Origin of the sequence: Rhizobium ruizarguesonis (assembly GCF_012349115.1) — a bacterium.
Lineage (GTDB): Bacteria > Pseudomonadota > Alphaproteobacteria > Rhizobiales > Rhizobiaceae > Rhizobium > Rhizobium ruizarguesonis.
This window is the reverse complement of the sequence record NZ_PQIG01000065.1, coordinates 70972-96926: the sequence shown is the minus strand read 5'-3', so window position 1 is coordinate 96926 and position 25955 is coordinate 70972. Positions and strand designations below refer to the sequence as shown.

Genomic DNA, 25955 nt, shown 5'->3' with positions numbered 1-25955 from the left:
CCGCGATCCCTTCCCTACAGCGTCGTGGTCTGTTCCACAGCCGCAAGGAAACGCTGTAACACTTTGAATTGCTGCATAATTTCATCTCTAAATCGATTCCGATTTAGGGAATATGCAGGAACGATGATCGAATGTGCGACGAAGGCCGCCGGTGGAGACAGATTTTTGGGACAGCTCTTTCTCAACAAAGTTCAGAAGTTCTATGGCGACTACGAAGTTCTGAAGGGCGTGCAGCTCGATGTGAAGAACGGCGAATTCGTCGTCTTCGTCGGCCCGTCAGGCTGCGGCAAATCCACCCTGCTGCGCATGATTGCCGGTCTCGACGCGACGAGCGCGGGCGACATCGTTATCGATGGTATCAGGGTCAATGACCTGCCGCCGGTCAAGCGCGGCATCGCCATGGTGTTCCAGTCCTACGCGCTTTACCCGCACATGACAGTCTTCGAGAACATCGCCTTTCCGCTTCGCGTCGAAAGGATGGAAGAGGAAAAGCTCAAGGCCAAGGTAGAAAATGCAGCGCGCATCCTTCACCTCGAACAGCGGCTGCAGCAGAAACCCGGTATGCTTTCCGGCGGCCAGCGCCAACGCGTCGCGATCGGCCGCGCGATCGTGCGCGAACCCAAGATATTCCTGTTCGACGAGCCGCTGTCCAACCTCGACGCGGCGTTGCGCGCCGACATGCGCATCGAGCTTGCCAAGCTGCACAGGCAGTTGAAGGCGACGATGATCTATGTGACGCACGACCAGGTCGAGGCGATGACCATGGCCGATCGTATCGTCGTGCTGGATTCCGGTGATATCTCCCAGACGGGCGCGCCGCTGGAGCTTTATCACAAGCCCGCGAACCAGTTCGTCGCCGGTTTCATCGGCAATCCGAAAATGAATTTTCTTCCTGTGACCTGTAAAAGCGTCAGCGCCAGTGGCGTCGAGGTGGATTATCAGGGCCAGACAGCCCTTTTGCCCGTGGCGCCGCGCGACGGCATTGTCGGCAAGGCTTTGACGCTCGGCATCCGACCGGAGCATATCCAGCTTAACGGCGGCGATATCGTCTTTACCGTGACGCCGACGGTTATCGAGCGCCTCGGGGCAAATACGGTCGCTTACGCCTCGCTCAACGGAGAGGCCGAAAATTTCTGCGCCATGCTGCCGGGCAGCGTCGGCATCCGCGCGGACGTGCCGGTTGCAACCGGCATCAATGCCGCAGATTGCCACCTCTTCGACGAGGCGGGCATAGCTTTCGAGCGGCGCGTGGAACTGACCGAAATCGATATGAACGTGATCAATCCGACGGCGGCCTGAGCCGACTGGCCCTGTTTCGGCGGTTGGTCCTGCCAGGGGTCGGATTCGGCTAGGCGCGAATGACACCCTAAGCAATTACGCCTGCCCGCCGGCATGATTTCGGGGTGCTTCTCACTCCACGAACGTCTTTGGACAATCTCCTGCAGATAGCAGAGTCCGGCCCTCGAAGGTGCCTGTTGCTCCAGTTGCTGCTGGTAAATCCAAGATCGGTGGTAAGCGGTAGGATCAGCCTTCCGCCATTGTTGAGCCGGTCCAGCCAGATACCTGCTGGTCGAGTTGCGCCGGCCTTCATGTTCCACCCAATGCGGGTGATTAGATCACGAATTCCTCCTCGTACGTCTGTGGCTCGGGAACGACCGTAACCTCCACCGGAACGATCCAATTGGCTGCGTAGCTCTCGCAGTCAGAACGCTGGAGCTCGGGCTGCACGCACCCCGCCCCATCGATCGCGCGACATCGCAGTATATATTGCCCCACTTCTTCAGGGGTCCACATGTACTCCCACAAGCGCCATGCAAAGGGACGTTCTGTTTCGAGGAGCCTTCCCTCGCGCCAGCCCCTGCCATCTCCGGTGCAGACCTGCACCTGCCGGATAACAGCCTCTCCGCTCCAGGCGGCTCCGAAAATCCGGTACGGTTGGCCGGCGATGAGACGCGCCCCCTGTACGGGACGCGCGATCTGCGCTTTGACCTCCATCTCCGCAAGGGGGACCAGCCTGGGTTCCCCGAGGCTGCGCTCCCAACGGAAATAGTCGCGCGCCTGCCAGTAGCCAAGGAACGGTTGCTCCACAACCGTGATATCAGTGATCCACTTGACCCAAGCCATGCCGAACCAGCCACCCACGACCGCGCGTAGCGGGTAGCCGTGATCGCGCGTCAACGGCTCCTCGTTCATCGAATAGGCAAGGATCGTGCTGTCAGCGATGGCCTTCTCAAGCGGTAAACTGCGCGCAAAAGCGATGGGGCCGGGAGAAGCCGTTTTCTTGTTTGTGTCGACGACGCCGCTGTCGGCGCCTGCGAGAAGTACCTCACGTGCGGTTCGTTTAACGCCCGCCATTTCCAAAATCTCGCGCAGAAGAACACCTGTCCACGCGGCATTGCCGACGGCTCCGTTCTGCCACTGCAACCCCTCCTTCGGCGGCTCATAGTAGACGCGCCCGTTCCCTGCACACTCGACGACGGCGGTGAAAGTCGTGCTCCGCATCGCCTTGATGCTGTCGAGGTCAAGTTCGATCGGCCGCTCCACCGCCCCGCCAACGCGCAATCTCCAGTCTCGCGCATCGAGGTCCGGCGACGGGAAATGGTTTCGCACGAAGAACAGCTCGGTTGGGATCAGCCAATCGGAGAGCGACGCAAACGGAAACTCGATGTTCTGTGGGGATTTCTGTCGAACTATTAGACTGGGTTGCTGTGGTGTCGGCATCGTCCTCGTCTCCCCTTTCAAGAGCACAACGTCGGCTCTCGGTTGCGCGAATTCCGGTACGATCACACCGTCCCTCGCAGTGCGTCCGTCGCATTCCGCCTTCAGGCCGCATTCTAGCACATACCGCACGTTCCTCGGATCGACCTCGAACGGCAGCAAAGGGGCCGACGGCGGTCTTGACCGCTTTGCGCCCTTATGTCGGACATTGAGATTTTTTAGCCGCACCCGCAAAGCGGACATTTGCCCGAACTGGCGAGACAGCAGGTGATGCCGCCACAGGACCTCTGGCAATCGGACGGCAGTTCTCGCGGCGTTCGGTCCGCTTCTCTTATAATGCCCGGAGGCTAAACCAAGCCTTTTGACCGCGGGCGTTGCGAAGCCCGCGGTCAGTCGTCACGCCTCTGCACCAAATCCGTGGCGGGCAACGGTCACCAGAAACAGCAGCATCGAGGCCAAAGTCAGTATCGCGCCGGCACTCGCCAGAGCGGGCGGACCTCCGGCCATGACCATGGCAATACCTGGGACCATGAGAGCGACACCGAGGATGGCAAGTCCGGCGTGAACGCGGGGAAGTATCCCCCGCGCTGCAGTGGGGGTCAGCCGGTAGTACAGGCCAAACAACGCCAGCGTCGTCCATCCCACCAGGTTGAGATGCGCATGGGCCGGCGCCAGCAAGTGGTCCTCGCTGATTGCCATCTGGATCCCCCAAACCATGCCAGAGGTGACACACACGACCGCCGCGAGAAAAAAGATAAAGGCGATGTCACGCATATCAGCCTCTCTGCGCCAGCCCGGGGCCGGTAAACTGCGAGCCATAGCGTGCCGCACATTCGGCAACCGCGGCGATGTCACGCGGTATTTGAAAACCCGCTGCGGCGACTTCTTCGAAAAAACCTTCAAAGCCACCCGGCGTCAGCACGGCGATGCAAACAGCGCCGTCGGGACCGGTGCGGAAGCTATGACGCTTGCCACGTGGGATATGCGCAGTCTCCATCGGACCGCGCCGAAACACGGTGCCCTCAAGTTCGAAATCAATGACGCCTTCCAGCACAAGGAAAGTTTCGTCCTCGGCCTCATGGATGTGCGAAGGCGGGCCCTCAAGCGGGCCGGCAACGCCGTGGACGATGGACATGGCGCCTTGCGTTTCGGCGGAGGACAACAGGATGCGGTAGGTGGTGCCGTTCCAGCTATGAGACTGCTGTGGCTGGGTATATACGTTCATGATACAGGGACCTTCGTGGTTGGTTGATCGGAAGGCCCCCGAAATAGCGCACCGCCGGGCTTGTGATAAATTGGATGATTATATCGACTGAATTGATCCCATGAATTTATCCGCCTTCGACCTTAACCTATTGAAAGTGCTGGATGCCTTGTTGCGCGAACGGTCTACCGTGCGCGCCGGGGAGCGGGTTGGCCTATCGCAGCCGGCCGTGTCGGCGGCCCTTGGGCGGTTGCGCGCCGCCTTCGGCGATCCACTGCTGATGCGTGATGGCCAGCAAATGCGCCCGACCGAATTTGCACTTGCTTTGGCGTTGCCGCTGACTCAACTGCTTGAGGATTCAAGCCGCCTCTTAAACCCGGCAAGCTTCGATCCAGCGAGTGCGGTGCAGACTTTCCGCATTGCAGCGTCGGATTTTTTCACCGAGATGATGCTACCCGGCCTAATGGCTAACCTGGAACAGCGGGCACCGGGCATTTCGCTGCGCTATACCGACTCGCTCAACCTTCAGACCATGGACGACCTACGAGAAGCCAGGCTGGATCTGATCTTGTTGCCTGCGGGCAATTTTTCGCCCTGGGTCGATTGGCGACCGATCTTTCATGCCAGTTACGTTGTTGTTGCGCGGCAGGATCATCCGGTTCTACGCCAGCACGGTGTTACGCCGGCGGCGGCGATGCCCGTCGAACTGTATTGCAGTCTGCGCCACGCCGCCTTCCGCGTCATCGAGATGGCGCCCGATCGAGAAACTGCCGCACTTGCTGCATTGGGCCTGCAACGTGAGGTCGTCCTCTCGGTACCGACCTTTACGGCCGTCTTGCGGTCTGTGGCCGCGACAAACCTTGTCGGAATTGTACCGCGCCGGATGGCCGTGAAAGTGGCCATCGCAGAGGGGCTTGCCATTCATCCGCTGCCCTTTGCTTTGCCACCAACACTGTTGGTAATGATTTGGCACCGGCGCAATTCGGCCTCCCGTGCACACACTTGGCTGCGCGATCAGGTCTCCGAAATACTCACGCCACTCGATGATCTTGAACAATCCAGCGTCGGTAGTTTGGTATTGGGAAGCGCTGGCAATCTCGATTGATTGCGGGCTAGGTTTGCGTCCCGTATCGGGCGCTATGGAACGGCTGCTCTCAATACTTAGAAGCCGAAAACCGACCGTCAGTTTCCGCCCCAAATCGGTCATCCGTCGGTGCTGAGCTGATGTCTGTTATTGGCGCAACGAAATCATCCGCCGCGTGCATGTCTTGCGATATCAGCGACTGCATCCTTGCTGATACCGAGACCGCGAGCAATCAGCCAATCACTGCGGTCGTCGGTGATCAGGGCCACTTCGCCTTCAATCGGAACCGACCCCTACCAGACGAGGCCGCGGGCGGCGACTTCCTCGACGCGGGTGACGATGCCGCCCCGATGGAAGACCATCGTATCGAACAGATTGGAAACCACGCATGTGTGGTTCGGGATGATGAACAGCTTCTGACCGATCTGCGGCCGGGGGCCGGTGCAGTTCGACAGGTCGATCACGCCGTGTTCTTCCGAGAGGCTGCTGATCCGCGCCTCGGGATAACCGACGATCAGCCCGTAATCGCTGAAACCCTGAAGATCCGATGTCAGCGCCTTCGACCCGGCATCGATGACGGCGCGGTCGGCGTTTGGCCGCGACACGACGGTCGCCAGCACATGCATGGCGCAATCGTCCTCGGTGCAATGGCCCATGCGCACCATCTGGCGATCATTATAGATATAGGTGCCGGCGCGGTGTTCCGTGGCCGATTTGACGAGATGCGCCTCGAAGAGGCTTGGGGTTCCGCCATTGCTGACAATCGGGCAGGTTATGCCTTCCGAAGTCAGCTGTTCGAGCGTCTCGGCGATGAAGGCTTCGACGGCGGCAGCCGATTGCGGTTTCGGATAGGTCACGATGCCGCCGAAGGTGAGGCCGTCGGCAGCGGCGATGCGCTTGGCGAGCGAAGCCGCTTCTGCCGGTGTCTGCACGCCGCAGCGGCTGCCGCCGGTATCGCATTCGACCAGCACGTTCAGCGGCTTGTGGCCGGAGAAATGTGCTGCGAGCCCGTCGACCGTCACTTCGCTGTCGGCGACGACCTTGAGGGCCGAAATTCTCTCGTTCAACTTGGCCAGCCGCTCGAGCTTCTGCGGTCCCAGGATGTTGAAGGTGATGAGGATGTCTTCGAAGCCGGCTTCGGCAAAGACTTCGGCTTCCGTCACCTTCTGGCAATTGATGCCCTTGGCGCCGGCGGCAACCTGCGCGACGGCGAGAGCCGGGATCTTGTGCGTCTTGATATGCGGGCGGAAGTTCAGCCCATGCTGATCCATATAGGATTGAACGCGGCCTATGTTTGCAGCCAGCCTGTCTTCGTCGATCACAGGACGCGGCGTCGAGAGATCGGCGATCCTGTCTCCTGCCATGGCGACGACGGCAAACCGGTTGTCATGCATCTAGGCGGCTCCGCGTTCTAGTCCGTGTGGATCGGCGACGATCGGCCATATGGTCTTCGGTGCGCGCCGGTACGGCGTCGTCGCCGGATTATTGGGATAGGGCGTTCCGGCGGAGCAGTAAAGGATCTCTGCGGCGATCTTCGAGAAGGACGCGAAGAAGTGGTTGGTGGATTTGATCACCAGGATCTTCTGTCGGGCGGGATCGATGCCCATCGCCGAAAAAAGGCTCGGATCGAAGCTTTGGGCGCGCGTCGAATTGAGGATGATGTCGAGGCCCTTGAGGACGATATGTACGGCGTCGCCGAAAGGTGCGAGGCTCTCGCCGAACTGCATCTCGGCATTCTTCACCAGCTTGACGATCTTGACGGTGCCATCGACGGGATTGCCGGTGCCGGGCGCCGACTTGGCGCCGAAGCGCAACGGAATTTCCGCCCCCTCGCCCGCCGCAAAGCAAATCTGGACGGCCACCGGATCCCAGATGGTGCCGATCGCAGCACTCGTGACGCCGCGGGCCATGAGTTCCCCGAGGATGACAGTCGCGTCCCCTGCCGTGCCGCCACCCGGATTATCCCAGACATCGGCGATGACAACCGGCCAAGCGGTTGCGGCAAGCGCGCGCGTGACGGCTTCCTTCTCGTCGATCTGCGGAACCATGAAGGTGCCGCGCTTCGAAAACAGCTCGAGGCCGAGTTCGCGCGCCAAAGCCGCGCCCTTCTCCGGCTTATTGTCCGTCACGACAAGCAGCTTCGTTCCCATTTCGGGAACGTCGCCCACCATGAAACCGTGGATCACCGAGATCGACAAGACGTCAGGATCATCCGTCTCGATCTGCATGATCTTGTCGACGAAGGAACGCATGGGCTCGCGCGATGTCGGGAAGACGTCGATCATCTTGCAGTCGAACACCGACATATCAGGCTTGATCCGGCCTTCGAGCGTTTCGACCGTCATGCGCCAGAGATCCTCGGCGCGGTCGACGAAGTCCGTATGCGGAAACTCCTTGAAATAGACAGCGAAATCGAGCGCAGCGACGCGTTTTGCGGTGAGATGGCTGTGCGGATCGAGTTCGGCGCAGATGAGGACATCAGGCCCGACGATCTCCCGCATGCGCGAGAGAAGATCGCCTTCAGTATCCTCGTATCCGGCAGCCACCATGGCGCCATGCAGGCCCATGACAACGGCGTCGACAGGCATTGCCGCGTTGAGTTGCCCGAGGATTTCGTCACGCAATTCCTCGTAGGTCGCCCGGTTGACGAGGCCTGCGGGATCGGCCCAGGTGGCGGTTCCCTCAATCAGTTCCCAACCCTTTTCTCGGGTGACGCGCCTTCCGACGGTGATCGGCGCGGTGCAGAGCGTCGGCGTCTCGGGATGCTGGCCGGGCGGAGCATAAAGAGAGGCTTCGAATGCGCGACGATCCACGCAGATCGGGGAAAAGGTGTTGGTCTCGGTCGCCAGTGCTGCCGTGAAAATGCGCAAGAAAGTGGCCTTCGTATTGTCGGCCCCGCGTCAACCCATCGGGTTCGGCAGGTAGCCGGTGAAACCTGAGATCTTCCAGCGTCCTTCGTGAAGCCTGCAATAATAGAGCGTCTGCCATTGCATGACGTCTCGGGTGCCGTCAGGCTTGGAAATGCCGCCATCGAATTTCTTGCGAACAAGCGCCATGTCGCCTTCGATTTCGATATCTTCCAGCGTCGTCGTGGTGAAGATCGCCGTGCGCGCATCTTCTGCGAAACTCTGTTTTGCGAAATCCTCTGCCTGCCTCAGCCATTCCTGGCGATAGGCCGACAGCGTCGGAAATGCGAGGCGCCACTTGTCGGGGCTGACTTCCTTTCGGCCGTCGATGCCGATGAAACCCTCTTCCACAAAGTCATGCTCGACCATCGACCAATCGGCGGCCAGAAAGGCATCGATATCGCGCGGAACGAGCATCTCCCAGATAGCGTGCCGGGCGCTGTCGGACGGGAAAGGATTCTTGAAAGGATCGCGCATATCTGCCCCGGATTGAAATTCTTTTCATAAAACGTGTTTTTCACTGGTCAAATTCTGCTTTCTATGGTCACTTGTCAACTTATCAAGAAAATAATTTGCAAGGACTTCAGCATGCCCATCAAGCGCTATGGCACTGTTCAAACGGGCGCCGGCGGCAAGGCGCTGCCTTTCGCGCGGGCGGTCGAAGCCGACGGATGGCTGTATGTTTCCGGCCAGGTTGCGATGGAAGATGGCGAAATCATCGATGGCAACATCATTGCCCAGACACACAAGACGATTGCCAATGTCCTGGCGATCCTCGACGAGGCCGGATACGGCGTCGAAGACGTCGTGCGCGTCGGCGTCTGGCTCGATGATCCGCGCGACTTCTGGACCTTCAATAAAATCTACCAGGAGTATTTCGGCGAACATCCACCGGCCCGCGCCTGTGTGCAATCGTCGATGATGGTTGATTGCAAGGTTGAGATCGACTGCGTGGCCTATAAGAAGAAGGATAAATAGAGAACCATCGGGGGGACGGGCTTGGATATCTTTTCAACGCTGCAGGAAGACAAGGGTCGGCTCTCTCCCTCCGAGGGCCGCATCGCGGAGATCATCGTCAACGATTTCGAATTTGCCGTGAATGCCTCGATCATCGAGCTCGCGGAACGGGCCAAGGTATCGCCGCCGACCGTCACCCGTTTTTGCCGACGGCTCGGTTGCGAGAGCTTTTCCGACTTCAAGGTGCAGCTCGCAAGGACCGCCCATATCGGGGTGCGGTATCTGAAACCGGAATCGAAAAGCACTGATCCGGCCGATGTCGCACAGGATATCATCACCAAGGCCCAGAATGCGCTCTTTCTCCTGCATCGGTCGCTCGATCTTGCCGCGATCGAAGCCGCCGTTTCGCATATCGCCAAGGCCGATATGATCTATGCGTTCGGATCGGGCGGCAATTCGTCGATGATCGCCGACGAGCTCCAGAACCGCCTCTTCCGTCTCGGGCTTCGCATCACGGCAAGTTCCGACCACAGCATGCAGCTGATGATGGCTGCCGCGGCAAAGCCGGGCGACGTGTTGATCGGCTCGTCCTTCTCAGGGCGCAATATGGAGCTGGTGCGGGCCTTCGAGCTTGCCCGCCAGACAAAGGTGAAGACGATCGCGCTCACCCAGACGGACAGCCCGGTTGCCAAGGCTGCCGAGATCGTCGTGCCGATCGATCTTCCCGAAGGCAGCAATATCTATCGCCCGACCTCGACGCGCATCGCCTACATCGCGACGGTCGATATCCTGTCGAGCCTGGTCGCCTACGCCGTTCAGCCAAAGGCGACGACCACGCTTCGGCGCATCAAGCAACAGCTGGTCATTCACCGCGACGGCGACGACCGGCAATTGCTTGGAGATTGAGGTTCATGAACGGGAGCGACAGAAAATGACGCAGTCGATAGCCATCGTTACCGGCGCTGCAGGCGATATCGGCGCGGCGATCGCCGCACGGCTCGCCGATGACCACGACATCGTGTTGCTCGCCGACATCGATGCGGAGGCTGCGGCTGCCGTGGCATTGAAGCTCGGGCCGGGCGATCGCTTCGTCGCCGTCCAATGCGATGTGACCAGCGAGACGAGCATTGCCGAATTGGCAAGACGCGCAGCAGACGTCGGCGTGGTTCGAACCCTGGTCAACAATGCCGGTGCTGCCCGCGCCACCAGCCTGCACGACACGACGCCCGAGATCTGGCGGGCGGACGTTGCGCTTAATCTCGAAGCGGCATTCTTATGTTTCCGCGCATTCGAGCCCATGCTGACGGTTTCCAAGGGTTCCGTCGTCAACATCGCCTCGGTCAACGGCATGCATGTCTTCGGACACCCGGCCTATAGCGCCGCCAAGGCAGGCCTTCTGCATTTCACCCGGCTGGTCGCCGTGGAATACGGCAAGTTCGGGATCCGGTCCAACGCCGTCGCACCCGGCACGGTGAAGACGCAGGCCTGGGAAGCCCGTGCGAGCGCCAATCCCAACGTTTTCGAGGAAGCACGCCGCTGGTATCCGCTACAGCGGGTCGTCGATCCGAAAGATGTTGCCAATGCCGTGGCCTTCCTCGCCGGTCCCCAGGCCGCCTCTATCACCGGCGTCTGCCTGCCTGTCGACTGCGGCCTCACGGCAGGCCAGGCCGAGCTCGCGCGAACCTTCTCGCAATCGGAACATTACTGAAATCCAGAGCGGTTCAACTTTTCATGGAACCGCAGAACCGCTCTAACTTTTCGTTTTTACGCAATTCCGGACGAAAAACCGCTTCGCACTTTTCCTGGAATTGCTCCAGAGGAAGACGAGAGGAGCAGGTTGTGAAGCCGGCTTACTTCTGATCGATGACCGCATGAGCCGACTTTTTCCCGACGTCTTCCGTAATCCGGCGATCCGCGCTAGCATGATCGCCATTTTCACCTTCGGAATGGCGGGGGCGATGACGGCTCCCTATCGTTCGGTCGTGGGTATCCGCGAATTGGGCTTGAGCGACGGCCTCTATTCCTTCCTGAGTTTCCTCTCCGCGGCGGTGAACGTCGTTATCAGCGTCCTGCTCGGCAATCTCGCCGACCGGCTGGGCGAGTACCGGTCGACGATGATCGGCGCCTGCCTGTTCGGCATCGTCGGCTACGGCATGGTCTGCGCCTTTCCCAGCGCCGCCGTCTTCGTCATCGCCGGCTTGCTGCCCCTGCCGATCTACGGGGCGCTGAACTCGCTGCTATTTGCCAATGCGCGCGCGGCGATGCACGGCATGAACCGAAGCGACATGGTGACGGCCAACTCCGGCGTACGCGCCATGATCTCCCTGTCCTGGGTGTTGATCCCCGGTATCACCGGCCTGGTTCTCTCGGGCGCATCGAGCATGCTGCCGGCTTACCTCTTTGCCAGCATCTCATGTCTGCTCTGTCAGGGGATCATCGTCTTCGCCCTGCCGAAGCGGACGGGAACGGAGATGGCGGCAGTTCATCATCTCAGCTATCTCGGCGCGCTTCGCCAGGTGGTTTCGCCGCGCATCTCGGCGCATATTGGCGGGGTAGCGCTGATTACCAGCACGCTGCATCTCAATGACGCCCTTCTGCCGTTGATCGCCACCGGTGCTGCTCATGGTTCGCTGAGCGACGTCGGCATTCTTGTCGGCATCGTCGCATTGCTGGAAGTCGTCTTCATCATCGTCTGGTCGCGGATCGCACGGAAGGCCGGCCAGATGACGGCGCTTGCCGCCGGCACCATCATCTATGCCGTGTTCCTCAGCCTTCTCGGCTTTGCCTCTGAGCCGTGGCACCTCTATGCGCTCACCCTGCTTGCCGGCATCGGAGCGTCGGCGATCATCACCATTCCGATCACCTATCTGCAGGATCTGATCGCCGACCGGCCGGGCCTCGGCAGCGCACTGATCTCCGTCAATATCTTTGCCAGCGCCGGGTTCGGCGCGCTGGTCTTTGCCGCCGGCACCTATGTGACTGGCTATTCGGGAACCGCGATCCTGAGCGCCGTCACCGGATTGTCGGGAATAGCGATCATCGGCCTCTTGCATAGGGGCAAAGCCCGCTAAAGCGCGTCGCGATCTTTCAGATTCGCTTGTCGCGCTTTAGGTCTTTGTTCTTACGCATGTCGTTGTCGCAAAACCGCTGCACAGTTTTGCGCGACATGCTTTCGTCCAGGGACGTGGCGAAGAATGTGGCTTTCATCGGTGTTCGTCTTGTGACAAGGGTGACGCACCAATTCCTTTGAAGGCGACATGAAGGCAATCTCCGGCACGAATCTCGAGCAGGCCAAGTCTCACAACCGGCGTGTGGTGATCGAGGCTGTCCGCACGAACGGTCCCTTGTCGCGCGCGGCGATCGCCCGGATGACGGCGCTGACTGCCCAGACCGTATCGAACATCGTCGAGGAGCTGGAGCGATCGCATCTTCTCGTTCCGGCCGAGGCGCAGAAGCTGGCGCGCGGCCAGCCGATCATCCCCTACTCCATCAATCCACGCGGCGCCTATTCGATCGGCCTCGAACTTGGTCGGCAGCGCGCCAGCGGGGTCCTGACGGATCTCTCCGGCGCCGTCTGCGCACGCATCGAGCGCCATGTCGAACATCCCGATCCGCAACGGGCGATGCCGGCTCTCCAGTCCATCGTCGAGGATCTTCAGCAGGCCTTCGCATTCGACCGGAACAGGTTGCTCGGCGTCGGGATGGCCCTGCCCGGCCGCTATGCCGATGGCGGCACAACGTCGCTCAGTCCGCTGAACCTGCCCGGCTGGCAGGGTTTTCCCGTCGGGCATGAGCTGGAACAGCGGGTAAAGGTGCCGGTGCTCGTCGAAAACGACGCGACGGCAGCGGCGATCGGCGAGCGCCTGCATGGCGTCGCCCGCGGTTTGGGCAGCTTCGTCTATCTGTTCCTCGCCGGCGGCGGTGGCATCGGCGCCGGGATGTTCCTCGACGGTCACCTCTACAAGGGCAGCCGCAACAATGCCGGCGAGATCGGTCACATCATCGTCGAACCGCATGGCAAGCTCTGCAGTTGCGGCAAGCGCGGCTGTCTGGATCGCTACATCTCGCCGGCCGTTGCCTACGAATTCATGGGCATTGCCAACGCCGAGGAACTGTCGCCCGACGATCTCGATGCGCTGATCGCCAAGGGCGGCGAAGGTCTCGATACCTGGCTGGATCAGGCCGTCCAACCGCTGCGGCAGACCCTTGATTTTCTGGAACTGGCCTTCGATCCGCAGACCATCGTGCTTGGCGGCAGCATATCGACATCGCTCATGCTTCGGCTTGCAGAGCGGCTGGAGCCGCTGCACACCCCGATCGATACCAACCAGCAGCGGACGGTGCCTCGCGTCATGATCGGCATGACCGGCAAGGATACGGCAATTCTCGGCGCCGCCGCCCTGCCGATCTTTTCCGAAACCAATCCGCGCTTCGACGTGCTGCAAAAGCCGCTTGGCTAGTACACCTCTGCCCGGGAGATTGCTTGGGCCGGCCTCTCATCCGCCTGCCGGCAACCTCGCATCTGACTGCGGCGGGCGACGGGCCAGAGGTCGCGCAAAGATGACCACGTTGCCGAGAAGCGTCAGCGCCAGGCCGATCAGGCCCAGAGCGGTCCAGTGGTAGCCCTCGAAGACCGTCGACAACGACAGGGCGACGATCGGGAACAGGACGGTGGCATAGGCAGCGCGTGAGGAGCCGATGCGCGACACCAGCATGAGGTAGGTGGTGAAGCCGATCACCGATCCGATTGCCGCGAGATAGAGCATGGCGGCAAGATAGGTGACGTTGGGCGGTGCGACGATCGGCGTTTGCGTCACGGCAATCAGGACGAGGAGGACGATCGCGCCATAGGTCATGCCCCAGGCATTGGCGGTCAGCGGTGAGATTCCAGCCGCGCTGTTTCGACGCGATGCCATATTGCCCAGCGAGAAGAACAGCGTGCCAAGCGCTGCGAGCCCGATCCCTTTCAATGTGCCCATATCGAAATCGACGACGACGTCCTGTCCGAAAAGGAGGAGAAGGCCGGTTGCTCCGAGCGCCGCTGCGAGAAGCGTGCGGCCTGTAATGCGGTCGCCGAAGAAGAGGCGCGCATTGACGGCATTGTAGATCGTTGCGAGCGAGAAGATCACGGAGATCAGCCCGGACGGGATAGAGGCGGCGGCGTTGTAGAAGCAGATGAAATTGAGGCTGAACAGGCAGAGCGCTTGCGCAAGGATGAAAGGCTGATCGCGCAAGGCAGGCAGCTTGAGCCGCCGCATGACGGCCAGGATGGCGAGGAGGATCACTGCTGCGACCGCAAATCTGTAAAAGACCGAGACCAAGACCGGCACGGGACCGACCTGCATCGCAATGGCGATCCAAGTCGTCCCCCATATAAGGACGGTGGCGATGAAGAGAGCGGCATTTGCCATGGAGTGATCCTCGTTTTCCCGACCAATAGGCGAACCGCGAGCAGGTCTCTTGCAGATTCTTGCTATGAAATCGATTTGCCCGGACTTCCGGCTCGCCAGGCAGCTCGTCCGCCGGTATTGTTCGCGCGGCATGGTCAGGTGTGGGGAAGAATTGGTGAAATATAGTCACCCCTCGGTTTTCAGGTTTTTGTCCGCATCTCCCACTGCGCGGATGTCACAGTCCATCGATTTGGGGTTCGGGCGATCAGCTGCCATCTGGAGCAATGCACACGACAGGATGAGCTATCAGCGGCCGAACGGCCATACGTTCAGTCTTTATCTCAGGGGCGGCGCCGGAACGCGACGTCTGGATGGCAGCCCCGCCGCGCGCGGCCGTCCGGGAGTGCTGTGCATCATGCCACAGGAGCACTCGTCCGAATGGGAAATCACCGACTTCTCCCAATTCGTCCATCTGTATGTTCCCGATGATGAGTTGCGCCGGATGTTTGCGGAGACGTTTGACCGCGATGCTCGGCTCATGGCTCTTCCCGAAGTGACCTTCGCAGATGCACCCCCCTTGGCGCGCACGCTTCGGCAGATGACGCAAGCGATCGTGGCGGGCAGTCATCTGCAGGCTGAAGAAGCGATGGCACAGACGATCAACGATTTCTTCGTTGATCCGCGCTATGGCGGGATGCGTCCCTGCGCGATCAGCGGCGGGCTCGCTTCTCATGTGCGGCGCCGGAGTCTGGAGTATATCGAGGCCCATCTCGGTGAGACAATCCGCTTGCAGGATCTGGCGGCGATCGGGCAGCTCAGCGCCTTTCATTTTCAGCGGATGTTCCGGGCAAGCTATGGTGTGTCCCCACATGGCTGGGTGGCTCACCGGCGTATCGAGCGCGCCAAATCGATGTTATCAGGCATGGACCCGATCGCGCAGATCGCTTCGGCCTGCGGCTTCAGCAGCCAGAGCCACATGACACGGGCATTCAAGTTGGGCACAGGCGTCACACCCTCTGCCTACCGGCAAAGACAGTGAAACCCTTCGCTCGACCGCACTTCTCCTTTCCGAAACCAATCCGTGCTTCGACGTCCTGCAAAAGCCGCTCGGCTAAACCGAGGCTCTTCGGCCTTCCAGACCTCACTTCACCGCGATGACGACCTTGCCCTTCGCGCGTCCCGTTTCCACATAGTCCAGCGCCTCGTTGGTCTTATCGAACGGGAAGGCCCGGTCGATGACGGGGCGGATGGCGCCCGCCTCGATCAGCGAGGTGATCTTGCCGAGCTGCGCGCCGTTTGCCGTCATGAAGAGGAAGGAATAGCCGATCCCCCGGCGCTTCGATTTCCGCCGGATGCCTAAACTCAAGAAGCGCATGACCTGCTGCAGCAGCCAGCCGAAGCCGTTTTCCCTGGCGAAATCGGGATCGGGCGGACCCGATATCGAGATCAGCTTGCCGCCGGGCTTCAGGACGGCGAGCGATTTCTCCAGCGTATCCTTGCCGAGGCTGTTCAGCACGACGTCATAGCCCTTCAGCACCTTTTCGAAGTCGTCCTTCTTGTAATCGACCACCACGTCGGCGCCGAGGCTTTTCACCAGATCGATACTTGCCGTGCTCACGGTCGTCGCCACGTGGGCGCCGAGATGTTTGGCAAGCTGGATCGCGATGGTGCCGACGCCGCCGGAGCCCGCATGGATCAGCACCCTCTGCCCCTTCTGCAGCTTGGCGCGCTCGACCAGTGCCTGCCATGCGGTCAGCGCCACAAGCGGAATGGATGCGGCCTCTTCCATGCTGAGATTGGCGGGCTTCAGGGCGATATCGGCAGCGTCGATGGCGATATACTCGGCGAAGGTGCCGATTCCTTGCCGGGACGCGCATAGACCGCGTCGCCGGGTTTGAATTGCCGGACATTGGCGCTGACCCGCACCACGACACAGCGACATCATTGCCGAGCACCAAGGGAAGCCGGTAAGGCAGGATCAGCTTGAACTCTCCGTCCCGGATCTTGGCATCCAGCGGGTTCACGCTGGCGGCATGGATCTCGACCATGACGTCATTCTCCCGCAGCTGCGGTTCAGGGCTCTGGCCGAGCCTGAGGGCGCCGCCTTTCTTGTAGCGATCGATCAGGAATGCTTTCATGAGGGCGAACTTTCGTTTTTGCGATGAGCCGACAATGCGGCAAGCCAGGATCAATCGGGAAGTTTGTTGAATTTCCGGAGGCTCTTGTCGACAAAGGACTCAGGCAGGAAGCGGCGGATGAAACGCACTTGTCCTGCTGCTTTCCCGGCCGTGTAGCGTCTCTTCGGCGATGGCGCATTGGCGGCCTTGACGACGGTTGCGGCGACCACCTCGGGCGCATCGCCTTTTGAGACGATCTCGCGCATCAGCTTCTCCGCATCGGCGCGCACTGCGTCATAGACGGCAAGCGGCCGGTCGGGGCGCGTGATGTTCTCCTCGAAGGAGGTGCGGGTGACACCCGGTTCGACGAGCACGACGCGGATGCCCTGTGTGCGCACTTCATGATCGAGGGATTCCGAATAGCCTTCGATCGCGTGTTTGGTCGCTGCGTAGAGCGCGTTGAACGGCGCCGGGATCAGCCCGAGGATCGAGCTCAGGTTGATGATCCGACCGCTGCGCTGCCGCCGCATCACCGGCAGCACCGCATTGGTCATGCGCATCGTGCCGAAGACGTTGACGTCGAACACGGCTTTGGCCTGCGCCGTCGTCGATTCCTCGGCGCCGCCGAGCAGGCCGATCCCGGCATTGTTGACGAGAAGATCGATCCGTCCCGTGCGTTTCAGAACTTCGTCGACGACGCCCTGCACCGATTGATCGTCGATGACGTCGCAGACCAGCATGGTGATGCCATCGGCGGTGTCGGCCATCGGCTTTCGGCTGGTGCCGAACACCCGGTAACCGTCGCGCCGCAGCGCCTTCGCCGTCACCAGCCCGATGCCGGAGGAAGCCCCGGTGACCAGGGCAATGCTGCGTTCTGTCTTGCTCATTGACGTCTGCCTTCGTTTTTGTCGTGGAACATCCATGCGCATTCTGTTACTATCAAAAAGATAGCAAGTCACTACTAAAAAGATATCGACATGAAGAATCTTTCCGAACAACCCTGCCTGATCGCCCGCAGCCTGGCGCTCGTCGGCGATGCGTGGAGCATGCTGATCATGCGCGACGCCCATGCGGGGCTGACCCGCTTCGATGAATTTCGCAAAAGCCTCGGTATCGTCCCGACAATGCTGACGGGGCGGCTATCATCGCTGACCGAGGAAGGATTGCTGGAAAAGCGTCGCTATTCCGAGCGTCCGCCGCGCGACGAATATGTGCTGACGGAAGCCGGCCGCGATTTTCTGCCGGTGCTGTTTGCAATCGGCGCCTGGGGCCGCAAGCACCGCAGCGGCGGTGCAGTCACCCGTTTCGTCGACGCCGAGACCGGAACCGAGATCGATCCCGTCACCATCGACCGCGCGACCGGCGCGCCGATTGGAACTCGTCCTATTCGTATCGCCGCACCCGAATGCGAGCTGCCCGCGGCAGATGAAACGGCACCTGACACCGCCCTTTGAAAGCGATGTCAGTTTCCCCCCGCCATCACCGCCTCCGGCGATGGCGAGGGTGATCCTCAAATCAAAACCCGCGGCCCGATCCGGGCGCTACGACTGCTGCAGCCCGTAGAGCAGCGGCATCAGTCCTGCGAGCGCCCTGAAGCGCTCCCACGACTTGGACGACGGCTTCGTCCAGCCGGTTTCAGCAAGTGCGGAAATGCGCGGAAAGACGAGGCGGTCGAAAACGGCACGATCCGTCATCGGCTCGGACCAGATGCAGGCCTGGATGCCGAGGAGTTTCTGTTTCTGGCTCGCCGTCCAGCCGCCGATGGGGTCGAAATTGTAGAGCTTCTCGGCATCCGAAGTCCCCGCCCAGCTGGCGCCGGGTTCATCCCAGTCGGGCCTGAGCGCCATGTCGAGGTAGTAGACCTGTCCGGGGCAGACGACGATTTCGTAGCCGCGCTCGGCAAGTTCGGCCGAGACTTCGACATTGCGCCAGCTGCAGAGATAGCTTTTCGATTTGTCGATGACATCGCCGTGGGCCGCCTCTTCCCAGCCGCCGGTGATGCAGCCCTTGCTCGCAAGGAAGCGCTGGACACGGTTCAGGAACTCCGCCTGCAGGATGGCGGCACCCGAGCCGTGGATATCGTCGGCGCCATGGGTATTGGTCACGACGTTCAGCCGCTTGGCATGCGCATCGGCAACCTCGTCGCCCGCGACGCTACGCAGGCGCTCGAGCGCTTCCGGCGAGCCGGACCATGCGCCGAGCGGAACTTCGTCAGCACCGAGGTGGATGGTCTTGAACGGAAAGAGCTCGATGAGTTCCAAGAGGATCGTCTCGATGATCTCATAGGTCTTCTCGCGGGCCGGATTGATGCAATTGTCGGGAAAGCCCTGAACCGAATAGTAGCTGCCGACCTCGGCCGGATCGCGCAACTCCGGGATCGCCTGCAGCATGGCGTAGCAATGGCCGGGGACATCGATCTCCGGCACGATCTCCACGCCGAAGCTCTTGGCATGGGCGACGATCTCGCGGATGGCAGCCTTGGTGTAATAACCGCCGGTGCGGGCCGGGCTCGAACCGAGCAGCGGCGGAACGGCAAGACCGTGGCCGCGCCAGGCACCGACCGCGGTCAAATCAGGATAGGCGTCGATCTCGACGCGCCATGCTTCGTCGTCGGAAAGGTGCCAGTGGAAGCGGTTGAGCTTGTTCCAGGCAAGCACCGCCACCAGCTTCTTGACCTCGGCCGCACCGTAGAACTGGCGGGCAACGTCGAGGTGCAGGCCGCGCCAGCCCATCGACGGCTCATCGACGATCTCGCCGGATGCCGGAAACTGGAAGACCTCGGGATGCAGCCTTGCACCGCGCCAGATCTGGCCGAGCGTGACAAGGCCGTAGAGGAAGCCGGTCTGGCTGCTTGCCTCGATCGTGATCGCCTCACCCTCGAAGCTCAGCCGATAGGCCTCCGGCCCGAAGCCGGCGGCATCCTTCAGGGCAACCGGAACCGCGCCTTCCGTCTCGCTCCGCACGATGCCTTCGACGGCGAAGAGATGCTCGACCAGCGCTGCGAAGCCGCGCGCTGCCGCCTCCGCTTCAGCGCTCCGCGCCTGCGGCGCAAAACCGGCCGGCAGCGGACGTCGGGAAGTGACGGACACATGGTTCGGCCAGGGGATGATCGACACCTGAACGGGCGCATTGGCGGGAACCGGATAGATCTCGGCGCCACGCTTCAATGGCGCGTTGCTGACCGAAGATCGCGTCGGCTCTATGGTGAGCACGATCGTGCTGCCGTCGGAAAGCGCGAGATAGCCGCTCGTCGCGCCGTCCGTCCAGTGGCGGAACTGCCAGCTCAGCGCATAGACTGAAACCGTCCACGTCTCGCCGGCGCCGAGAACGAAATTGGCCGGCGGCTGGAATTCGGTGAAATTCGACAGCCGCTGCGAAACCGTGGCGCCTTCGACGCGCCCGGCCGGATCGACACGACCCGGGCCGCTGACGCACAGCGAGAAATTCGAAAGCGGCTCTGTGCCGAGGTTCTTGAGGCGCAGGACGTAGGAGAATTCCTTGCCGTCCGCAGGCGGGTTCCAAAGGGTTTCAAGCCGCAGGGCTTTTGGTCGTGATGTGGACATGGTCACTCTTTCCTTTTGAAGATCTGGCCTTTTTGACGATCGGGCCTTTTGAAAATCAGCTCTTGAGCATTCCGGCGTAAATGCCGGGAGCGGAATTGGGGATCGGCATGGCCCCGACCGCCTTTTCGTAAAAGGCAGAGGGGCCGACGTCGCCGATGATCGCATAGGCATAGCCCATCGCTTTCAGGTCGTTCAGGCTGGCAAAAAGCAATGCCCGGCCGATGCCGAGCCCGCGAAGGCCTTCGTCGACGCCGGTCGGTCCGAAGAAGCCGCGCGCCGTGGCTTCATGGCAGGAAAAACCGACGAGCTTCTGCTCGCGTGTGGCGATGAAACAGCTCGGCGGCTGGCGGGTCATCGCGACGGAGGCCTCGCTCGCCCATCCCTCGCCGAATTGTTCTGCGATCCAGCCGGTGATCAGCCGGAATTCCGGCGGCAAGGCCCGGCGGATCGTCACGCCCTCGCTGGCCATTCGTTCGGCCGACTGCGTGTCTTGCGGCAGGGTGGAGAGGTTGACGAGATAATCCATTTTGCCATCCTTCAGCTGGAAACGCCGAGTGCGCGCATGAAATGGTTGGAGCCGACCTGCTCGATGACAGTCGATTCAGGACGGCTGAGCGAGCGTACCTTTTCCGCCTGTTCGAGGAAACGTGCGCTTCCGCCGGTCACGAAGGGTCTGCTGCCGTCCGGAACGGCTGAAAGCAGCAATCTTGTATAGGGATGGCGCGGATCGGACAGAACCGTATCGGTGTCGCCCCATTCGACCATCTGGCCGGCGAACATGACGACGATCTCTTCGGCCACGTGCGCTGCCGTTGCGATGTCGTGCGTGATATAGAGCATGGCAAGGTCGTTTTCGCGTTTCACTGTCGCGAGCAGATGGAGAATGTCCTTGCGGATGGAGACATCGAGCATCGAGGTCGGCTCATCGGCCACCAGCACGCTCGGCGCAACGGCTAGCGCCCGCGCGATATTCACCCGCTGCCGCTGGCCGCCCGAGAGCTCATGCGGGAATTTCTGCCTGGTCAAATCGGGCTCCAGCCCGACGCTTGTCAGCAGGCGGGCAATCTCTTCGGCAAGATCCGTCCTGGAGCCGCTCTGTCGATGCAATTGCAGCGGCCGCGCCAGATGATGGCTGACCGTAAAGGCCGGATTGAGCGACGAGAACGGATCCTGGAAGACCATCTGTACCGCCCTGCGGTACTGATGCTCATCCTTCGCCTCGCCGCGGGCGGTCAGGTCCTGCCCGCGGAAAAACAGCCTGCCGCCCGTCGGCTTGTCCAAGCGCGCAATGATGCGGGCGCAGGTCGTCTTGCCGCAGCCGGATTCGCCGACCAGCGCCAATGCCCGACCGGGAAAAAGCGAGAAGGACACACCTTTCAACGCGTGTACCGGGCCGAAATTACGCTGGATATTTTCGAGCCGGATCACGGCGTCGGTGACAACAGGATTTGCCTCCGCCTTCATGCCAAGGCTCCCGAGTGATGCGGATTGCCTGGAAGCTGGGGAATGGCATTCCAAAGCTTGCGGGTGTAATCGTGCAGCGGCGCCTCTGCGACCTGGCGCACCTCGCCGACTTCGACGAGTTCGCCCTTCAGCATGACGCCGATGCGCTGGCAGAGCTGCGCCATCAGATGCAGGTCATGGGTGATGAAGAGCACCGAGAAACCATAGGTCCGCTGCAGGTCGAGGACCTGCTCGAGGATCTCCCGCTGCACGACCACGTCGAGGGCGGTCGTCGGCTCGTCCATGATGATAAGCTCGGGCCTCAGCGCCAGGCAGATGGCGATGACGATGCGCTGGCGCATGCCACCGGAGAACTGGTGCGGGTAATCGCCGATGCGATGCGTGGGAATGCCGACGAGACGGAACATCTCCTCAGCCCGAGCCCTTGATTCCTCATGCGAGCAACCGGTGTGCCGGCGCAGAACGTCATGGAACTGCGCCTCGACCCGCATCAGCGGATTGAGCGAATTCATCGCGCTCTGGAAGACCATGCCGATGCGCTTCCAGCGGATTCTCTGCAACTCGCGTTCCGGCAGCCTCAAAAGATCCTGTCCATCGAGCCTTATGCTGCCGCCGCTGATCCAGGCGGGTGCCTTGGAAAGACGGGTGATGGCATAGGCAATCGTGCTCTTGCCGCAACCGGATTCGCCGGCGAGCCCGAAGATCTCGCCGCGGCCGATATTGAAAGAGACATCCTTCACGGCGCGGAACTCTCCCTTGTCGACGAGGTAGTCGACGTTGAGCTTGTCGATTTCCAGAAGATTGTCGCTCATCGGCCGAGCTCCAGTTCCCGGTTGCGGGCGCGGGTGAGACGGAACCAGCGCGTCAGCGCCGGGCCGGAGCGAAGCTGCGGGTTGGCGATCTCGTCGAAGGTGAAATTCAAAAGCGCAAGGCCAAGCCCCGTCACCGCGATGCCGAGCGCCGGCACGCCGATATCCCACCATGCGCCGACCATGATTGCCGAAGAATTCTGGGCATTGTAGAGCATCGTGCCCCAGGAGACTTTCAGGGGATCGCCGAAGCCGAGATATTCAAGCGTCGTCTGGGCAACGATGGCGTAGATGATGCTGCCGACGAGATTGATGCCGATCAGCGTCGTCAGGTTCGGCAGGATTTCCACGAAGATGATACGCCAGGCCGGCTCTCCGATCATCTGGGAGGCCGTGACGAAATCGCGATTGCGAAGCGCCATCGTCTGCGACCGCGTCATGCGGGCGCCCCAGGGCCAGGAGGTCAGCGCGATGATCGTCATGATGGTCATCGGCCCCACGGTGCCGGCGAAGGAGGCGAGCAGGATCAAAAGCGGCATGTTCGGGATGACCAGGACGGCATTGGTCGCAAGGTCGAGCACCGCATCGGTTCTGCCTCCGACATAACCGGCGATGAGGCCGATGGCCGTGCCGAGAACGGTGATGGCAATGCCCGTGGCAAAACCGACGGAGAGCGAGCTGCGAGCGCCCCAGACGAACTGGCGATAGACATCCCGCCCCATCTTCGTCGTGCCCATGACATGTTCGATCGACGGTGGCTGATGCGAGCGACCGACACGCGCGCCGGGCTCGCCGGGCGCAACGACCGGCGCAAACAGCGCCATCAGCCACAGGACCGCAATGATGACGAGGCCGGCCAGCGCCTTCTTCTGGTTGAGGACAGACCTTAGCCCGAAGTTCATTAGACCGCCTCCCGCAATCTCGGATCGACGAGCCCGTAGATGATGTCGACGAGGAAATTGGCGCCGAGCGTTGCGAGCGTCATCAGCAGCAACTGTCCCTGGATGACGGGGTAATCGCGGGCGATGCTCGCGGTATAAAGCGTTAGCCCCAATCCGGGATAGTTGAAGACGATCTCGGTGACGATCGAACCGCCGAAGACGGCGCCGAGCATCAGCGCCAGGTTGGTCAAAACGGGAAGCATGGCATTGCGCGCGCCGTAGCCGAACATGACCTGAAGGTGGCTGAGCCCCTTGGCACGGCCCATGGTCACGTAATCTTCGCCGAGCACCGAGATCATCGACGAGCGCATCGTCGTCTGGAATTCGCCGATCAGGAATGGCGAAAGCGTCAGGACCGGCAGGATGGCATGCATGAACACGCTGCCAACGAAGGTGAAATTGAAGGCGGGATCGAGGTTCGGATCATAGGCGTAGCCGACCGGAAACCAGCGCAGCGAGACCGCAAAGACGAACAAAGTCGTCAGCGCCACGATAACGGGCGGCACCGAAATCATGATCACGGAAAGCGGCGAGACGATCGTGTCGAAGCGTCCGCCGCGGCGCCAAGCCGAGATCGCGCCCAGCACGACGCCGACGCAGAGCGAAAAGATGATCGCGGTGGTGACAAGGAAGACCGTCCAGAGCGTCGAACGGCCGAGAACCTGGGCGACGGTCTGGGGATAATATTTGACCGAGACGCCGAGATCGAGGGTCGCCAACCCCTTCACGTAATCGACGAACTGCCAGAGCATCGGCTGGTCGACCGCGCCGAAGCGCGCTTTGATCGCCCCGATCGCGGCCGGGGTTGCCCGCGGGCCGAGTTGGGCAACCATGGCATCGACGGGGCTCCCCGGCATAAGCCGGGGAAGAATGAAGTTCACGACGATCGCAAACGCCAAGGCGACTGCATAGACGCCGAGGCGCCGGCTCGAAACACGCATGTCTGCACCTCCCGCGAGGTTTATTGGACCGGGGTGAGGCGCAGCAGATGCATCAGGCGCATGCGGTTATTGTCATGATCCTCCGGATTCATGACGGGATCCTTGTCGGTGACCCAGCCGGTGAAGCGCTTGCTCGAGAACTGATACCAGGTCGGCCCGTTGAAGACAGGCACAACGGGGAAGTCGTCGGCGACCAGCAGCTGGATGTCGTTGAAGATTTTCTTGTGATCGTCCTCCGACGTCGCCTTCAGATACTGATCGAAAAGGGCGTCCAGCTTCGGGTTCGAATAACGCGAGGGCGCGCCGGTGATGCGCCCGCCATAGGCGGTCGAAAGGTTCTGGTAATAGCCGCGGAACGGCGTTGCGGCATCGGCGCGGGAGTTCATGACGACCTCGAAGCTGCCGTCGAGGATCTGCTTGCGCCACTGCTCATATTCGGGCGTGGTGACGGATGCGTTGATGCCGGCGGCACGCAGTCCTTCGACGGCGATCTGAACGGCGTCGATCCAGTCCGTCCAGCCATTCGGAACGATGATCGGGAAGGCGATCGGCTTGCCGCTCGGCGTCGCGCGGAAGCCGTCGGCACCCTTCTTGTAGCCGGCATCATCGAGAATCTTGTTGGCCTTCTCGGTATCGAAGCCCATGAAGGCATCCTTGTCGCCCTCGGCATCCTTGTTGCGCCAGCTCTCAAAACGCGGCGGCAGGCCGGACGCATGCTCATTGACGACGGGATAGCCGAAGCCCGCAATATCGACCATCGACGTGCGGTCCATGGCAAGGCTGAAGGCATGGCGGAAGTTCAGGTCCTTGTAGGCCTCGAGGTTGCCTTCATTGCCGCTCTTGAAGTTCATCTGGAAGGCGACGGTCTCGGCCGGCGGCTGCCAGTAGCCGTTGTGATCCGGATCGAGCGCGACGAAGGTCTTGTCGATTTGCGGAATGAAGGATCCGATCCAGTCCATATTGCCCTCCGGCAGGATGGCAAGCATCTGGTCGTTGCCGGAGATCTGCGGCAGCCTGAGGCAATCGACATGCAGTGAGGCGGCATCCCAGTAGTTCGGGTTGCGGCATTGCTCGTAGACCTGCGGCGTGAACCGGCGCAGCTCTGTCATCGGCCCGGAACCGACCGGCTTCTCGTTCTTGAAGGCGACCGGATCGGAAACGTCCTTCCAGATATGCTCGGGAACGACGGCGAGGTCGGCAAGCGATTCCGGGAAATCGGAGTTCATGGCCTTCAGATTGATCTTGACCTCGGTCGCCGACGGCGCCTCGACGGAGGCAACGGTCTCGCCGACGCCGACCGTGTCGAGCGCGGCGTTCTTCAGCATCAGATCGATTGTGTATTTCATGTCGGCCGAGGTCAGCGGCTGCCCGTCGGACCATTTGACGCCGGGGCGAAGCTCGTAGGTGATCGACTTCATGTCATCGGAGAATTTATAGCTGGTCGCCAGGCGAAACACCGGCTTGCCACCATCCTCGGCATTGAAGATCACCAGGGGCTCGTAGATGAAATCCATCGTGCTCTGCCGGCGGCCGGCAAGGTCGAACGGATTGAAGTTCTGAACCCAGCTGCTCTGCTCCTCGATATGCATCGTCAGCACCGACTCTGCGGCTGCACCACCCGTCCCAAAAACGACGAGCGCCGTCAGAGCGGTTGCCGCCGCCAAGCCAGCGCGCATGGAATTGTTGCGGATTGCACTCTTGCTCAATCTCATTCCATCGTTCCCCTTGTTGCTTATTTTTGAAGTCAATCAAATTGATTTAATATTGATAGTCAGTTTCCTGCCGACACGTCAATTGGCGATCTCAAACTTTTTGCAACGGCCTCCGGGCCGGCTACCTGTGTTGTTTTGTAAGGATAATT

General features: G+C 61.1%; 24 protein-coding genes and 1 pseudogene. 9 read left to right on the top strand and 16 right to left on the bottom strand.

The genetic code is table 11. The annotated features are described in order from the left end of the window. The first annotated feature begins 165 nt into the window (after positions 1 to 165). Positions 166 to 1299, top strand: a complete 1134-nt coding sequence (locus tag C3Y91_RS08560; protein ID WP_130663501.1) for an ABC transporter ATP-binding protein — start codon at positions 166 to 168, stop codon at positions 1297 to 1299. Between the two features lie 312 nt (positions 1300 to 1611). On the opposite strand, the gene C3Y91_RS08555 is transcribed toward C3Y91_RS08560, so the two are convergent. The 3 genes from C3Y91_RS08555 to C3Y91_RS08545 all read right to left on the bottom strand — a co-directional run bounded on the left by C3Y91_RS08555 (position 1612) and on the right by C3Y91_RS08545 (position 3943). Continuing rightward, on the bottom strand, positions 1612 to 2721 hold the full coding sequence (locus C3Y91_RS08555; protein ID WP_024320077.1) for a sulfite oxidase: 1110 nt from the start codon (positions 2719 to 2721) through the stop codon (positions 1612 to 1614). Positions 2722 to 3114: 393 nt separating this feature from the next. Next, positions 3115 to 3492: a hypothetical protein gene (locus C3Y91_RS08550; protein WP_024320078.1), complete on the bottom strand. Its 378-nt coding sequence runs from the start codon at positions 3490 to 3492 to the stop codon at positions 3115 to 3117. A gap of 1 nt (position 3493) precedes the next feature. Then, positions 3494 to 3943, bottom strand: a complete 450-nt coding sequence (locus C3Y91_RS08545; protein ID WP_075225678.1) for a cupin domain-containing protein — start codon at positions 3941 to 3943, stop codon at positions 3494 to 3496. A 100-nt stretch (positions 3944 to 4043) separates the two neighbouring features. Between C3Y91_RS08545 and C3Y91_RS08540 the strand changes: the two genes are divergently transcribed. Continuing rightward, positions 4044 to 5027, top strand: a complete 984-nt coding sequence (locus C3Y91_RS08540; RefSeq protein ID WP_168575247.1) for a LysR family transcriptional regulator — start codon at positions 4044 to 4046, stop codon at positions 5025 to 5027. Between the two features lie 272 nt (positions 5028 to 5299). Here the strand turns inward: C3Y91_RS08540 and C3Y91_RS08535 are convergent, their stop codons facing one another. Genes C3Y91_RS08535 through C3Y91_RS08525 form a run of 3 tightly spaced genes read right to left on the bottom strand, consistent with a single transcriptional unit; the run spans position 5300 to position 8389 of the window. Then, positions 5300 to 6400, bottom strand: a complete 1101-nt coding sequence (locus C3Y91_RS08535) for a D-TA family PLP-dependent enzyme (protein ID WP_130722477.1) — start codon at positions 6398 to 6400, stop codon at positions 5300 to 5302. Further along, positions 6401 to 7876, bottom strand: coding sequence for a M81 family metallopeptidase (locus C3Y91_RS08530; RefSeq protein ID WP_130683276.1), 1476 nt, complete (start codon positions 7874 to 7876; stop codon positions 6401 to 6403). Between the two features lie 30 nt (positions 7877 to 7906). Next, complete coding sequence (locus tag C3Y91_RS08525) at positions 7907 to 8389, bottom strand: hypothetical protein (RefSeq protein WP_018483498.1); 483 nt, start codon at positions 8387 to 8389, stop codon at positions 7907 to 7909. Between the two features lie 111 nt (positions 8390 to 8500). Between C3Y91_RS08525 and C3Y91_RS08520 the strand changes: the two genes are divergently transcribed. The 5 genes from C3Y91_RS08520 (at position 8501) to C3Y91_RS08500 (ending at position 13329) form a co-directional block, all read left to right on the top strand. Then, positions 8501 to 8890, top strand: a complete 390-nt coding sequence (locus tag C3Y91_RS08520; protein ID WP_018071220.1) for a RidA family protein — start codon at positions 8501 to 8503, stop codon at positions 8888 to 8890. Between the two features lie 21 nt (positions 8891 to 8911). Further along, positions 8912 to 9775 carry a MurR/RpiR family transcriptional regulator gene (locus C3Y91_RS08515; RefSeq protein WP_018071221.1) on the top strand — a complete coding sequence of 288 codons (864 nt, stop codon included), beginning with the start codon at positions 8912 to 8914 and terminating at the stop codon, positions 9773 to 9775. A gap of 25 nt (positions 9776 to 9800) precedes the next feature. After that, on the top strand, positions 9801 to 10577 hold the full coding sequence (locus C3Y91_RS08510; RefSeq protein WP_130665898.1) for an SDR family oxidoreductase: 777 nt from the start codon (positions 9801 to 9803) through the stop codon (positions 10575 to 10577). Between the two features lie 163 nt (positions 10578 to 10740). Continuing rightward, the gene (locus C3Y91_RS08505; protein WP_168575246.1) at positions 10741 to 11940 is read left to right on the top strand and encodes an MFS transporter; all 1200 of its coding nucleotides are present in this window, start codon (positions 10741 to 10743) and stop codon (positions 11938 to 11940) included. A gap of 186 nt (positions 11941 to 12126) precedes the next feature. Beyond that, positions 12127 to 13329 (top strand): ROK family transcriptional regulator, encoded by a 1203-nt coding sequence (locus tag C3Y91_RS08500; RefSeq protein ID WP_130663505.1) that lies wholly within the window; start codon positions 12127 to 12129, stop codon positions 13327 to 13329. 36 nt (positions 13330 to 13365) lie between these two features. Here C3Y91_RS08500 and C3Y91_RS08495 read toward each other — a convergent pair whose 3' ends face one another. Continuing rightward, positions 13366 to 14280: a DMT family transporter gene (locus C3Y91_RS08495; RefSeq protein WP_168575245.1), complete on the bottom strand. Its 915-nt coding sequence runs from the start codon at positions 14278 to 14280 to the stop codon at positions 13366 to 13368. 154 nt (positions 14281 to 14434) lie between these two features. Here C3Y91_RS08495 and C3Y91_RS08490 point away from each other — a divergent pair, with 154 nt between their 5' ends. Beyond that, a complete protein-coding gene (locus C3Y91_RS08490; protein WP_486669017.1) occupies positions 14435 to 15298 on the top strand; it encodes a helix-turn-helix domain-containing protein in 864 nt (287 codons plus the stop codon). A gap of 102 nt (positions 15299 to 15400) precedes the next feature. On the opposite strand, the pseudogene C3Y91_RS08485 reads toward C3Y91_RS08490, so the two are convergent. Continuing rightward, positions 15401 to 16397 (bottom strand): annotated as a pseudogene (locus C3Y91_RS08485) (NADP-dependent oxidoreductase). 50 nt (positions 16398 to 16447) lie between these two features. Further along, on the bottom strand, positions 16448 to 17263 hold the full coding sequence (locus C3Y91_RS08480; RefSeq protein ID WP_168575244.1) for an oxidoreductase: 816 nt from the start codon (positions 17261 to 17263) through the stop codon (positions 16448 to 16450). A 90-nt stretch (positions 17264 to 17353) separates the two neighbouring features. On the opposite strand from C3Y91_RS08480, the gene C3Y91_RS08475 reads away from it, so the two are divergent. Then, a complete protein-coding gene (locus C3Y91_RS08475) occupies positions 17354 to 17830 on the top strand; it encodes a winged helix-turn-helix transcriptional regulator (RefSeq protein ID WP_130687755.1) in 477 nt (158 codons plus the stop codon). Positions 17831 to 17917: 87 nt separating this feature from the next. On the opposite strand, the gene C3Y91_RS08470 is transcribed toward C3Y91_RS08475, so the two are convergent. The 7 genes from C3Y91_RS08470 to C3Y91_RS08440 are packed head-to-tail and all read right to left on the bottom strand — an operon-like array spanning position 17918 to position 25806. Further along, complete coding sequence (locus tag C3Y91_RS08470) at positions 17918 to 19939, bottom strand: beta-N-acetylhexosaminidase (RefSeq protein WP_130764183.1); 2022 nt, start codon at positions 19937 to 19939, stop codon at positions 17918 to 17920. Positions 19940 to 19994: 55 nt separating this feature from the next. Further along, positions 19995 to 20465, bottom strand: a complete 471-nt coding sequence (locus C3Y91_RS08465; protein WP_130657293.1) for a GNAT family N-acetyltransferase — start codon at positions 20463 to 20465, stop codon at positions 19995 to 19997. A gap of 11 nt (positions 20466 to 20476) precedes the next feature. Next, positions 20477 to 21403 carry an ABC transporter ATP-binding protein gene (locus tag C3Y91_RS08460; RefSeq protein WP_130657292.1) on the bottom strand — a complete coding sequence of 309 codons (927 nt, stop codon included), beginning with the start codon at positions 21401 to 21403 and terminating at the stop codon, positions 20477 to 20479. Next, positions 21400 to 22215 carry an ABC transporter ATP-binding protein gene (locus tag C3Y91_RS08455; RefSeq protein WP_168575243.1) on the bottom strand — a complete coding sequence of 272 codons (816 nt, stop codon included), beginning with the start codon at positions 22213 to 22215 and terminating at the stop codon, positions 21400 to 21402. The genes C3Y91_RS08460 and C3Y91_RS08455 overlap by 4 nt, the downstream gene beginning before the upstream one ends. Beyond that, the gene (locus C3Y91_RS08450; RefSeq protein WP_024320095.1) at positions 22212 to 23114 is read right to left on the bottom strand and encodes an ABC transporter permease; all 903 of its coding nucleotides are present in this window, start codon (positions 23112 to 23114) and stop codon (positions 22212 to 22214) included. The genes C3Y91_RS08455 and C3Y91_RS08450 overlap by 4 nt, the downstream gene beginning before the upstream one ends. Continuing rightward, on the bottom strand, positions 23114 to 24094 hold the full coding sequence (locus C3Y91_RS08445; protein ID WP_168575242.1) for an ABC transporter permease: 981 nt from the start codon (positions 24092 to 24094) through the stop codon (positions 23114 to 23116). Before C3Y91_RS08445 ends, C3Y91_RS08450 begins: the two co-directional genes overlap by 1 nt. Positions 24095 to 24114: 20 nt before the next feature. Further along, complete coding sequence (locus C3Y91_RS08440; RefSeq protein ID WP_018071233.1) at positions 24115 to 25806, bottom strand: ABC transporter substrate-binding protein; 1692 nt, start codon at positions 25804 to 25806, stop codon at positions 24115 to 24117. Positions 25807 to 25955: the final 149 nt, after the last annotated feature.

Bases quoted from the DNA above. Each gene is read 5' to 3' on its own strand.
- C3Y91_RS08450 (WP_024320095.1), bottom strand. From the start codon at position 23,114: ATGAACTTCGGGCTAAGGTCTGTCCTCAACCAGAAGAAGGCGCTGGCC.
- C3Y91_RS08495 (WP_168575245.1), bottom strand. From the start codon at position 14,280: ATGGCAAATGCCGCTCTCTTCATCGCCACCGTCCTTATATGGGGGACG.
- C3Y91_RS08555 (WP_024320077.1), bottom strand. From the start codon at position 2,721: ATGCCGACACCACAGCAACCCAGTCTAATAGTTCGACAGAAATCCCCA.
- C3Y91_RS08540 (WP_168575247.1), top strand. From the start codon at position 4,044: ATGAATTTATCCGCCTTCGACCTTAACCTATTGAAAGTGCTGGATGCC.
- C3Y91_RS08455 (WP_168575243.1), bottom strand. From the start codon at position 22,215: ATGAGCGACAATCTTCTGGAAATCGACAAGCTCAACGTCGACTACCTC.
- C3Y91_RS08520 (WP_018071220.1), top strand. From the start codon at position 8,501: ATGCCCATCAAGCGCTATGGCACTGTTCAAACGGGCGCCGGCGGCAAG.
- C3Y91_RS08480 (WP_168575244.1), bottom strand. From the start codon at position 17,263: ATGAGCAAGACAGAACGCAGCATTGCCCTGGTCACCGGGGCTTCCTCC.
- C3Y91_RS08535 (WP_130722477.1), bottom strand. From the start codon at position 6,400: ATGCATGACAACCGGTTTGCCGTCGTCGCCATGGCAGGAGACAGGATC.
- C3Y91_RS08550 (WP_024320078.1), bottom strand. From the start codon at position 3,492: ATGCGTGACATCGCCTTTATCTTTTTTCTCGCGGCGGTCGTGTGTGTC.
- C3Y91_RS08440 (WP_018071233.1), bottom strand. From the start codon at position 25,806: ATGAGATTGAGCAAGAGTGCAATCCGCAACAATTCCATGCGCGCTGGC.
- C3Y91_RS08505 (WP_168575246.1), top strand. From the start codon at position 10,741: ATGAGCCGACTTTTTCCCGACGTCTTCCGTAATCCGGCGATCCGCGCT.
- C3Y91_RS08460 (WP_130657292.1), bottom strand. From the start codon at position 21,403: ATGAAGGCGGAGGCAAATCCTGTTGTCACCGACGCCGTGATCCGGCTC.
- C3Y91_RS08465 (WP_130657293.1), bottom strand. From the start codon at position 20,465: ATGGATTATCTCGTCAACCTCTCCACCCTGCCGCAAGACACGCAGTCG.
- C3Y91_RS08500 (WP_130663505.1), top strand. From the start codon at position 12,127: ATGAAGGCAATCTCCGGCACGAATCTCGAGCAGGCCAAGTCTCACAAC.
- C3Y91_RS08545 (WP_075225678.1), bottom strand. From the start codon at position 3,943: ATGAACGTATATACCCAGCCACAGCAGTCTCATAGCTGGAACGGCACC.
- C3Y91_RS08470 (WP_130764183.1), bottom strand. From the start codon at position 19,939: ATGTCCACATCACGACCAAAAGCCCTGCGGCTTGAAACCCTTTGGAAC.
- C3Y91_RS08510 (WP_130665898.1), top strand. From the start codon at position 9,801: ATGACGCAGTCGATAGCCATCGTTACCGGCGCTGCAGGCGATATCGGC.
- C3Y91_RS08525 (WP_018483498.1), bottom strand. From the start codon at position 8,389: ATGCGCGATCCTTTCAAGAATCCTTTCCCGTCCGACAGCGCCCGGCAC.
- C3Y91_RS08445 (WP_168575242.1), bottom strand. From the start codon at position 24,094: ATGCGTGTTTCGAGCCGGCGCCTCGGCGTCTATGCAGTCGCCTTGGCG.
- C3Y91_RS08475 (WP_130687755.1), top strand. From the start codon at position 17,354: ATGAAGAATCTTTCCGAACAACCCTGCCTGATCGCCCGCAGCCTGGCG.